Genomic DNA, 1734 nt, shown 5'->3' on the forward strand with positions numbered 1-1734 from the left:
CCTGACGGACGGGAGGCGCGGTGCCGGCTGGCACCGCGCCTCCCGTCCGTCGTCGGTGCCGGTAGCGCCTGCCCGCCGAGGTCCCTCCACCTCTGTCCCCGTGCCTGAGGTTCCGCAATCGTGCGCTCTCGCTGCGCAGACTCGCTTGCCGCGGAACCGCGACGTCATCCGCGCGGCGAGTCGCGGAACCCGAGTGAGCAGCGCCGGGCGCGGCGCCGCCTCCCGCAGACGACGAAGGCCCCCGCACCGATCGGTGCGGGGGCCTTCGTGACGTCTGGTGCTACTTGGCGGTACCGCGACGCTGGCGGAGCTGCTGCAGCGCGTCCTCGAGGAGCTGCGCTGCCTCTTCCTCGGTGCGGCGCTCCTTCACGTACGCGAGGTGCGTCTTGTAGGGCTCCGTCTTCGCGACGACGGGAGGGTTCTCCTTGTCGCGACCGGCCGGGAGGCCCGTGGACGGCGAGTCCACCGTCTCCGGGATCTCGTCGTCGGGCAGGTTCGCGGCGAAGTACCGCACGACCTCGTTGCCGAGGGCGTCCCAGTACGAGACGGCCACACGCTCTGCCTGGACCCCGCGGTCCTGCTCCCCCATGGGGCCTGCGCCGACGCGCGACCCTCGGATTGCACTGCCTCCGGATGCCATGTTCAGCTCCCCGCTGTGAACTTGTTGATGAGACCGAGCACGATGATCGACACGATCCAGACCAGACCGAGGATCACCGTGATGCGGTTGAGGTTGCGCTCGGCGACGCCGGACGCCCCGAGGTTGCTCGTCACGCCGCCGCCGAACATGTCGGAGAGGCCGCCACCGCGGCCCTTGTGCAGCAGGATGAGGAGCGTGAGCAGGAGGCTCGTGATCGCGAGCAGGACCTGCAGCACGACGGAGAGAATCGCCACGACGTACCTTTCGTGTCAGTCAGCCTTGCAAGTGTACCGGGCCGCCGGAGCGACCGGGGCCACCGGCACGGGTGTGGCCCGCGGTCGACGCGGGCCGGACGTGGTCCAGGCCGGTCACGCGGACGCGACCGGCCTGGACTGGGTGGATCAGAGTCCGACGTGCTGCCGGAAGCGCGCGATGGCCGCGAACTCCTGCACGTCGAGCGAAGCGCCACCGACGAGCGCGCCGTCGATGTCGGGCTCGCGGAGGAAGCCGGCGATGTTGCCCGACTTCACCGAACCGCCGTAGAGCACCCGCGTGGCCGCAGCGGCCTCGTCGCCCCACGCCGCGGCGACGGCCCGACGGAGGGCGGCGCAGTCGTCCTGCGCCTGCTCGGGCGTGGCGGCCTGGCCGGAGCCGATGGCCCAGACGGGCTCGTACGCCACGACGATCTCGGACGGCTGCACGGCGCCGAGGACCACGTTCAGCTGCTCGACCGGGACGACGCCCGCCCCGCGCTGCTCGCGCTCCTCGCCGGTCTCCCCGACGCAGACGACCGGCACGATGCCGTGCTTGACGGCGGCGGCGGTCTTCGCGGCGACGACCTCGTCGGTCTCCCCGTGCATCGTACGACGCTCGGAGTGCCCGACGATGACGTACTGCGCGTCGAGCGCGGCGAGGAAGGCCCCCGAGACGTCACCGGTGTAGGCGCCGGAGTCGTACTGCGAGAGGTCCTGCGCGCCGAAGCGGATCGACAGCTTGTCCGCCGAGATGAGCGTCTGCACGCTGCGGAGGTCGGTGAAGGGCGGGAACACCGCGACCTCGACGTCGTCGTGGTCGTGGCGGGCGTCCTTCAACGT

At 71.5% G+C, this 1734-nt stretch carries 3 protein-coding genes; all 3 read right to left on the reverse strand.

Annotated features, from left to right (window positions below; translation table 11 throughout):
• Window positions 1–280: 280 nt before the first annotated feature.
• Complete coding sequence (locus tag H7A69_RS17165; protein ID WP_069710832.1) at window positions 281–640, reverse strand: RNA polymerase-binding protein RbpA; 360 nt, start codon at window positions 638–640, stop codon at window positions 281–283.
• Between the two features lie 2 nt (window positions 641–642).
• Complete coding sequence (secG, locus tag H7A69_RS17170; protein ID WP_058727797.1) at window positions 643–894, reverse strand: preprotein translocase subunit SecG; 252 nt, start codon at window positions 892–894, stop codon at window positions 643–645.
• Between the two features lie 147 nt (window positions 895–1041).
• Window positions 1042–1734: triose-phosphate isomerase (gene tpiA, locus H7A69_RS17175; RefSeq protein WP_182048148.1), on the reverse strand; the 693-nt coding region annotated here is incomplete at its 5' end.

It is taken from the genome of Curtobacterium sp. ME26, from assembly GCF_903970945.1.
Classification (GTDB): domain Bacteria; phylum Actinomycetota; class Actinomycetes; order Actinomycetales; family Microbacteriaceae; genus Curtobacterium; species Curtobacterium citri.

Coding starts and splice junctions, on each gene's coding strand:
- H7A69_RS17165 (WP_069710832.1), bottom strand. CDS start 640: ATGGCATCCGGAGGCAGTGCAATCCGAGGGTCGCGCGTCGGCGCAGGC.